This is a genomic window from uncultured Romboutsia sp., from assembly GCF_958366745.1.
Lineage (GTDB): Bacteria > Bacillota > Clostridia > Peptostreptococcales > Peptostreptococcaceae > Romboutsia > Romboutsia timonensis.
In genome coordinates this window covers 1-8,950 of the sequence record NZ_CATXCO010000087.1, presented here as the reverse complement: position 1 = coordinate 8,950, position 8,950 = coordinate 1, and the positions used below count along the sequence as shown (strand labels likewise).

At 25.7% G+C, this 8,950-nt stretch carries 11 protein-coding genes; 6 read left to right on the top strand and 5 right to left on the bottom strand.

Going from position 1 to position 8,950, the window contains the following annotated elements:
• Positions 1-282 precede the first annotated feature (282 nt).
• From Q5F54_RS07325 to Q5F54_RS07315, 3 genes are all read left to right on the top strand, one after another.
• Positions 283-921 (top strand): helix-turn-helix transcriptional regulator, encoded by a 639-nt coding sequence (locus Q5F54_RS07325; protein WP_281538270.1) that lies wholly within the window; start codon positions 283-285, stop codon positions 919-921.
• Positions 922-931: 10 nt separating this feature from the next.
• Positions 932-1,768 carry a pyruvate, water dikinase regulatory protein gene (locus Q5F54_RS07320; RefSeq protein ID WP_071121197.1) on the top strand — a complete coding sequence of 279 codons (837 nt, stop codon included), beginning with the start codon at positions 932-934 and terminating at the stop codon, positions 1,766-1,768.
• A 151-nt stretch (positions 1,769-1,919) separates the two neighbouring features.
• Positions 1,920-2,168 (top strand): zinc ribbon domain-containing protein, encoded by a 249-nt coding sequence (locus Q5F54_RS07315; protein ID WP_071121196.1) that lies wholly within the window; start codon positions 1,920-1,922, stop codon positions 2,166-2,168.
• 20 nt (positions 2,169-2,188) lie between these two features.
• Here Q5F54_RS07315 and Q5F54_RS07310 read toward each other — a convergent pair whose 3' ends face one another.
• Both Q5F54_RS07310 and Q5F54_RS07305 read right to left on the bottom strand, forming a co-directional pair.
• The gene (locus Q5F54_RS07310) at positions 2,189-4,357 is read right to left on the bottom strand and encodes a DNA topoisomerase (protein ID WP_281538271.1); all 2,169 of its coding nucleotides are present in this window, start codon (positions 4,355-4,357) and stop codon (positions 2,189-2,191) included.
• Positions 4,358-4,436: 79 nt separating this feature from the next.
• Entirely contained in the window at positions 4,437-5,063 is a 627-nt protein-coding gene (locus Q5F54_RS07305) for a hypothetical protein (protein WP_302334164.1), read from the bottom strand.
• A 211-nt stretch (positions 5,064-5,274) separates the two neighbouring features.
• Between Q5F54_RS07305 and Q5F54_RS07300 the strand changes: the two genes are divergently transcribed.
• Positions 5,275-5,682, top strand: coding sequence for a hypothetical protein (locus tag Q5F54_RS07300; RefSeq protein WP_281538026.1), 408 nt, complete (start codon positions 5,275-5,277; stop codon positions 5,680-5,682).
• Positions 5,683-5,846: 164 nt separating this feature from the next.
• Here Q5F54_RS07300 and Q5F54_RS07295 read toward each other — a convergent pair whose 3' ends face one another.
• From Q5F54_RS07295 to Q5F54_RS07285, 3 genes are read right to left on the bottom strand one after another with little or no spacing between them, the layout of a single operon-like run.
• Complete coding sequence (locus Q5F54_RS07295; RefSeq protein ID WP_281538025.1) at positions 5,847-6,419, bottom strand: manganese catalase family protein; 573 nt, start codon at positions 6,417-6,419, stop codon at positions 5,847-5,849.
• A 30-nt stretch (positions 6,420-6,449) separates the two neighbouring features.
• Entirely contained in the window at positions 6,450-6,716 is a 267-nt protein-coding gene (locus tag Q5F54_RS07290) for a spore coat protein CotJB (protein WP_281538024.1), read from the bottom strand.
• Positions 6,716-6,925: a spore coat associated protein CotJA gene (locus Q5F54_RS07285; RefSeq protein WP_071121177.1), complete on the bottom strand. Its 210-nt coding sequence runs from the start codon at positions 6,923-6,925 to the stop codon at positions 6,716-6,718. Before Q5F54_RS07285 ends, Q5F54_RS07290 begins: the two co-directional genes overlap by 1 nt.
• A 209-nt stretch (positions 6,926-7,134) precedes the next feature.
• On the opposite strand from Q5F54_RS07285, the gene Q5F54_RS07280 reads away from it, so the two are divergent.
• Entirely contained in the window at positions 7,135-7,998 is an 864-nt protein-coding gene (locus tag Q5F54_RS07280) for an ATP-binding protein (RefSeq protein WP_302334163.1), read from the top strand.
• A gap of 230 nt (positions 7,999-8,228) precedes the next feature.
• On the top strand, positions 8,229-8,950 hold a 722-nt coding region (locus tag Q5F54_RS07275; RefSeq protein ID WP_302334162.1), incomplete at its 3' end, for a 3'-5' exonuclease.

Genomic DNA, 8,950 nt, shown 5'->3' with positions numbered 1-8,950 from the left:
AGATATTAGATATTAGATATTAGATATTATTCTACGAAAAAATATAGTTTGATAGAAAATATAAAAATACGTTAAATATAGATTAGTATAATGAATTATATACTATAATATAAAATAAATAAAATAATTTAGATTATTATTTAAAATAAACAATACTAATAAAGTATAAAAAACAAAATGTATTAAATATTATAAATGCAATATATATTTTAAAAAATTACAAAAAGTATATATATAATATAAAGTATATTTAGTGAAAGTGTATATCATATTTGAAAGAAGGTGACTATTATTCAACTTAATCCTAGGCAATTAAAAATAATAGACATAGTAAAAGAAAATGAACCTATAACAAGTGAGAGTATAGCTTCTATCTTAAATGTAACTCGTGCTACATTAAGATCGGATTTAGCTATTCTTACGATGACAGGTATATTAGATGCAAGACCAAAGGTTGGATATTTCTACTCAGGCATAAGTGGTGCTAGTTTAGTAGGTAATAAAATAAAAGATAAAAAAGTAAAAGATATAATGAGTATGCCTGTAGTTATAAAGCAAGATACAAATATATACGATTCTATAGTTACAATGTTTTTATCTGATGTAGGTAGCGTATTTATAATAGATGAAAATGAAAATTTATGTGGTATAGTATCTAGAAAAGATTTATTAAAAGTTACAATAGGAAGTGCAGATATAAATAAAATGCCAGTAGGTATGATAATGACTAGAACTCCTAATGTTATAACTACAAATAAAGAAGATGATGTAGTATTAGCAGCTAAAAAGATAATAGAGCATGAAGTTGACTCTATTCCAGTAGTTGAAATTAATGAAGAGGATACAAATCAGATTAAAGTAATAGGTAGACTATCTAAGACTAATATAACGAAATTATTTTTAGAGATAGCTGATAATTAAGGAGGAATAGATGGATAATTTAATTATATATGTCATATCAGACTCAGTTGGGGAAACTGCACAACAAGTTACAAAAGCTGCATTGTCTCAATTTAATGCTGAAAATGATTGTGAAATAAGAAGGTTTCCATATGTAGCTGATGAGAAGTTTTTAATGGAAGTTTTAGAAAGTGGTAAAAATGAAGGAGCTATAATAGTATATACTTTAGTTTCAGAAAATTTATTAAATATAGCTAAGAACTTCTGTGATAAAGAAGAATTAAGTCATGTAGATTTAATGACTCCTTTACTTAAGCAAATATCAAATAAAACTGGTGTAAAACCGAAAAGAGAACCAGGAATTATAAGAAAATTAGATGAAAGCTATTTTAAAAGAGTTGAAGCTATAGAATTTGCAGTTAAATATGACGATGGAAAAGATCCAAGAGGAATATTAAAATCAGATATAGTACTTTTAGGTATATCAAGAACATCTAAGACACCTCTTAGTATGTATCTAGCAAATAAAAATATAAAGGTTGCAAATGTACCATTAGTACCTGAAATACCAATACCAAAAGAAGTATTTGAAATAGACCCTAAAAAAATTATAGGATTAACTAATACGCCAGAAAAACTTAATTCTATAAGACAAGAAAGGTTAAAAGCATTAGGTTTATCAAGCAACGCAAGTTATGCTAACCTAGAAAGAATACTTCAAGAATTAGATTATTCAGAAAAAATAATGAAAAAGGCTGGATGTCCTGTAATAGATGTTTCTAATAAAGCTATAGAAGAAACAGCAGGTATAATACTAGATATAATGAAAGAGAATGGTCTAAAGATATATAAAGATAGTGATAAATAAAAAATATTATTAATAATATAAATTAAATATATGATATAAAGAATAAAACCCTTTTAATTATAAATATGTGTAAGCACTATAACTAGTCAAATGCATAGATTAATATAAGGGTTTTTATTTATTTAAATTTTAATTTCAGGGGGGATACTATATGACTAAATGTCCAAGATGTGGGAAAGATGTATCATCTCGTCCGGGAACAATTTGCCCAAGATGTGGACTTAGAGTATATGAGGTTAATGAAAAGGTAAGATGTCCAGAACCTAGTTGCAGAGCATTAGTATCTAAAAAGTTAGATTATTGTCCTAAGTGTGGGTGTAAGTTAAAGGGATATAGTTTTTCAGATTTTATAAAAATGGCAAGGTCTAAAATAGATGAAACTTTGAATGATAAGTTTTAAGGTTGCTAAAATTAGCAACCTTATATTTTTAGATCCCAACCAAAATATCCATTGTTTTTTTTAGAATATCTTAACGTGGCATCGAATTTATTACCTTGTTTTGAAGTAAGTGATTTTACTTTAGCAGAGCCATTTTTTAGAATGCTTTTTACCATAGTTTTATTAGGTTTTTTCTTATAGTATTCTAAGAACTTATCATTTTTCCAAATTCCAAATTTGCATTCATTATAGTTTTTACATATAAATCCTTTTTCTATTTCAACAACATCATTTTGACATATAGGACACTTTCCTAATGACTCATTATTAGCTTTATTTTCTTTAGATGTACTTGATTTAGATTTAATACTAGATTCTTTAGAGAATTTTTTAGTTTTTGGATTATAACTGTAAGTTTCTGTACTAATATTTTTTGGCGTATCTCTTTTTATAAGTTCAACATTATTAAATATAAATGTCATTATATTATTTAAATATTCTTTTCTTGTAAACTGACCTTTTTGTATATCACTTAAACTTTTTTCAAGTTTACCAGTATAATCAACATCGAATAATTCTTTAACTGGGAATATCTCGACTAAATTTTTTCCTAAATCAGTTATAAAATATGATTTTCCTTTTTTTCCAACATATCCAACCTGAGAAATTTTTTTTAAAACGTCAGCACGAGTAGCAGAAGTTCCTATAGAATAACCAGATAACACAGTAGTATCATCATCAGGAACATTTTTACCACAGTTTTTCATAGCTTTAAGTAAAGTATCCTCTGTATATGGTTTAGGAGGAGTAGTTTGCTTAGTTAATGGTTTAATTTCTAAAACTTCAACTATATCATTAACATCTACACTTGGAAGTAAATCATCTTTTTCCTCTTTTTTATATACTTCTAAATATCCCTTAGATTTAAGAACCTTACCCTTAGTTAAAAATATATTTGAATCTACATCAGTTTTAATTTCAGTATTTTCATATTCAGCAGGCGGCATAAAGTTTGCAATAAATCTATCTTTTATAGCGTTATAAACTATTTGTTCATCAGGTGTTAATTTAGTAGGTATTATATAAGTAGGTATTATAGCACTATGGCTATCTACTTTAGAAGAGTCAAAAACTCTTTTAGTTTTAGTAAATTTAATTTTATTTTCATATTCAAGACCTACTTTTAGCTTATCTAAAGTTTGAGAAACTTTAGAAGCTAGGCTTTCTTCTAAGTATATTGAATCAGTTCTAGGATAAGTTATATATCCACCTTTTCCGCTACCTTCGTAAAGTGATTGGCACACACTTAATACTTTATCAGAGGTAAAGTTTGAATATTTAGAAGTAATATATCCTTGAAGAGAAGTTAAACTAAAAAGTTTAGGAGCATATTCTTTAGAGGTAGTAACTTTTTTATCTATAATCTTACCTTCATTAGAATTTATGCTATTTATAACTTTGTTAACTTCTTCTACATCATCAAATTTAATTTCTTTTCCTTTTATATATTTTCCTTTGTATTCACCGTTTTTAGATTTAAAATTACCTTCTATTTCATAATAAGTTTTAGGTACAAAGTTTAAAATCTCCATATCCCTGTCATAAACTAATTTAACAGTTGGAAGGATAACACGTCCTATATTTAATAGTTTTCCATTACCATATTTTAAAGTAGCAACAGAAGTGAAATTTATACCTATTAACCAGTCAGTTATAAGTCTAGTATATCCTGCGGCTTGTAAGTTTCTCATATCAACATCATCTTTTAAATTATTCATACCACGAGTTATATCTTCTGGAGTCCATTCATTAACTAAAATTCTTTTTACTGGTTTCTTATTTTTAGCTAATAAAAATATTAAAAAGGAGATAAGTTCTCCCTCCCTATCATTATCAGTTGCATTTATTATATATTCTATGTCATCTCTATGTATAAGATTTTTAACAATATCAAATTGTTTCTTTTTAGAACTATCCACTTTAAATTTAAATTTATCTTGAGGGATAAATGGAAAGTTATTTAACTTCCATGAACCCGAATATTTATCTTTATCATAATCTTTCATATCATATAAACCAACTAAGTGACCAACAGCATATGTAACTATATACCCGTTGCCTTCAAAGTATCCATCACATCGAGTTTTAGCGCCTAAAAATGATGCAATGGTTTTAGCTACAGAGGGTTTTTCTGCTAATATAAGTTTCATAGTAAAACCTCCTTTTATACTCACTTATATATTATAATTTTATATGATATCACAAAAAAATAAAAGACTGCAAGGCAGTCTAAAAATTATAATTAAAGTTATTGTTATTATTCGTTAGTCCTTTTAAATAACAGCTAATAAAGCTATTATCATAAGGAGAATTCATTAAATCAACAAATGATATATGAGTAACATTATTAGGATTAAGCTGTTTCATATGATAATTTAAAACTATTCCAGATACTGAACATGATGATATTGGATTAATATATATTTTTTGAGTATCTGATAGAGAAGTAAATATTTCATAGGTTTTATCATTATCAATTAAGTATGAATAATTTACGATAGAATCTAAATTTTCATATTTACTACATAAATTAGCTAGACAATCTAATTCATTTAAATTTGGATAAGTATCTTTGTAACCACCTAAAATTATATATATATTATCTTTATATAAATATTTAAAAGAAGTCATTAATTTATAAATTTGATCATTTAATTCCATTGGTAGATATAAATATAGAGGATGAGAATCATCTACTAAAATATTATGGTCTACTAGTAAATTGCTTAATGAATTGGTATCAATATTATAATTATAATTTATATCATTAAAAATTAAATATAAATTACCGTATAAATTAACATCGTATATACTTTCTAGTTTTAGTTTCATCCAAGGTATAGGTAGTAAATTCATTATATCCCTCCAAAATATAAAGAGTGTGTTTAATAGTTTATATTCTATAAAAAATAACGTATTCCTTTTTATTATGTATACTTAGAAGTATAAAATAATTATTTCAAAAATTTAAAGATATAATAATTTTTATAGCGTATAAATAAGACCATATATTGAAAATAATAATACAGTAGAATTAATAATTAAACAAAAGATAAGGAGTGAAGTTATGAATGTAATAACTGATTTCTATCAATTTAAGTATAGTAGGGATTCATATTATATAGATTTATTTATAAACACAAAAGCTCTTTTAATTATTGAACAAGCTTTAGATGAAATTTTATCTAGTTTTTATACAACTAAAGATGAGCAATGTGCATATATGAGACTTAAGGAACTATTTAAATCAGCTAGAGAAGCTACAAATTCCATGTATGCAGAGGTAAGAATGAATAAATGCTATATAAAGTATATTAAGAATCTTTATTGTTATTTTGCATCTAGAATTGAATATGCGCCACTTAAAATATTAAATGAATACTTACAGGTATTTATGATTGAAGATATAGAAAATATATCAACTTTTATTAATTTAAATGAAGATATAAAAGTAAGGGTCTTATCTAATATATAAATATTTATATAGGAAAATAAATGTAATTTTTAAAATATATAAAATATAAAAAGTTCTTACAAATTAATATAAGGGCTTTTTATGTTTTATATTATTAATAATAAATTAAAAAAAAGCAACGTATTTTAAATAAAACTTGTATACGTTGCTGTAAAAACTAAATTTTAGAATACATGTTGACTTTCATTAAGGTCATAAATATCCATTAAAGCTTCCCCAAATCTTTGATAATGAACGATTTCTCTTTCTCCTAAGAATCTTAAAACATTTATTATATCTACATCATCTGTTAAGTTTATAAGATGATAATAAGTTGCTAAAGCTTTTTGTTCAGCAGCCATATCTTCATGTAAATCAGTTACAGGGTCTCCCATTACAGCTATATAAGCTGTTGTAAAAGGAACTCCATTTGCATCAGAAGGATATATACCAAATCCATTTTGAGCATAGTTTGTACCAAGTCCAGCAGCCTTTAATTGTTCAGGAGTAGCATCTGCTGTTAATTGATAAACCATACTAGCAATCATTTCAACATGAGCTAGTTCCTCAGTTCCTATATCAGTTAAAAGAGCTCTAGTTTTACCAGTAGGCATAGTATACCTTTGACTTAAATATCTAAGTGAAGCTGCCAATTCCCCGTTAGGTCCACCAAATTGAGTTATTAAATACTTAGCCATTTTTAAATCCATATTTTTTATGTTTACAGGATGTTGTAAAGTTTTTTGATATACCCACATAAAATTTTAATCCTCCCCTATATTTTAATATTAACAGTTAAATTCTCTATCCCAAGGCCATGGTTGTTCAACCCATTGCCAAGGACATCCACTTTTACCATAGCCAAAATTAGTTAAAGGTCCATACTTACATTCATAATTACGTATAGCTTCATTTAATTGTTTTGTAAAAGAGTTGTACATATTTACAGCACATGCATCATCTGGATGAGTATCTAAATATAAATTTAAATCTACGCAAGCAAAACTTAATTCTTGGATTTTTAATATTATTTCAGATCTATTTAATTGAGCCATTATCTTTTACCCCCACGTAATTTTTTAGGTGTAGAATATAATTCTTTATTGTACATTAGTGAATCCATCAAATATAATTCAGGAAATAAAGTTCCTTTGTTTAGTGCAGCAGAAAGCGAATACATCTTTGTAAATGTTTGATCATTTACATAAGGTCTAGCAAGTTCGCAACCGCAATTTTTAGATATACCTCTTTTTTTATCCTCCATTAAAATTCCTCCCAGTAAAAATTTAGATAATAAATATCTAATAATATAATATTCGTACAAGCAAATTTGGTTACTTGAATAACTTAAATATTATTAATGATTTTTAATAAATATGTTAAATAAAAGTATTTAATTTGTGTATTACTTGAATTCATAATAGATTTTATGATAAAATAATTTGCATGTTCACATAAGGATGAGGTGATAAAATGAGCGAATTAGCAGGAAGAGGCTGTGAAATTATAGTTCCTTTTGATGAAAGACAGCCATTAAAGGATATAGAAAGAAGTATAATAAAGAAATATAGAAAACATTTATGGTCTAAATTTATAAAAGCTATAAGAGACTATAATCTAGTAGAAGAAGGTGACAAAATAGCAGTTGCCATATCTGGTGGAAAAGATAGTTTACTTATGGCTAAAATGTTCCAAGAATTAAAAAGACATGGACAAGTTAACTTTGAAGTTGAATTTATAGCTATGGATCCAGGATATCATAAAGACATAAAGCAACTACTTATAGATAACTGTGAATACTTAGATATTCCAATACATTTATTTGATTCTAGAATCTTTGAAATAGCAGATGAAATAGCTAAAGATTATCCTTGCTATATGTGTGCTAAAATGAGAAGAGGAGCATTATACTCAAAGGCAGAAGAACTAGGATGTAATAAGCTTGCACTTGGACATCATTATGATGATGTTATAGAAACTACTATGTTAAACTTATTATGTGCAGGAAACTTCAAAACAATGTTACCAAAATTAAATTCAACAAATTTTGATGGTATACAAATAATAAGACCTCTTTACTATATAAGAGAAGAACATATAGTTAGGTTTATACAAAATAGTGGTATATGGCCATTAAACTGTGCATGTATGGTTGCAGCGAAAAAGACTGGAAATAAAAGATATGAAATAAAAGACCTTATAAAAAGTTTAGGTGAAAACTTTAAAGATGTTGAAAAATCTATATTTAAGGCAGCTGAAAATGTTAATATAGATTCTGTTTTAGGCTGGCAACAAGATGGAGTTAAACATTCATTCTTAGAAAATTATGAAAAATAATAATATAAAATGAAAACACTGGTACAATATCAGTGTTTTTATTTTATAAATTTGTTATTTACTAGGATTTTATAATATATCAAAAATTATTGATAAGAAGTGTATCAAAGCGGTAAAAAGTAAGTGCTTTGCTGACATGTAGCTCAAGTGAAGCGAAATTTTTATTTTAAATTATCAATAAAAATAATTACAGAAAATGGTAAAATATATTTATAGCTAGATAAATAGGGGTGATTTATTTGAAAAAAATATATATAGATTTTGAAATGAATATGGCAAATACAAAAACAAAAAAGGATATGCTAGATGCGGATATAATAGCTATAGGAGCAATAAAATATGATACAGACACTGGTGAAATTGAAAAATTTAAATCTTTAATAAAACCAATAACTAATTTAAATATATTTCCACATATACAAGAACTTACAAATATAAGCCAAGAGGATATATCAAAGGCTCCTTCTTATGAAACTGTTATGAGGAAATTTAAAAAATGGTTAGGAGAACTTTATCAAATAGAAGGAATTTATACATTTGGGAACTTAGATTTAATGTGCTTTAACAATACAGATAAAAAAAGTTCAACTAAATATAATCATCCTAGATTTGTAAATAATATAAAAAACTTATTTGTAGATATAAAAGATAAATATATAAATTACGGAATAAGATGTATTAATTATGTATCACTTAAAAATTTATTAGATTGCGCAAATGTTGAATTTTATGGAGATGCACATGACCCTTTATATGATGCATATAATTTATTTATATTAGATAAAACACTAGAAAATAGTGAAGAAACTAGGAATATATTAATGATAAAAGATATTGTAAGACCACCATTTACAGTTATAAATGAAAATTTAGAATACATATTTGAAGAATATAGAATAAATTTATACGGAAATAATAGTGAAAAAATACATAAGGATATATCTATAGAAAT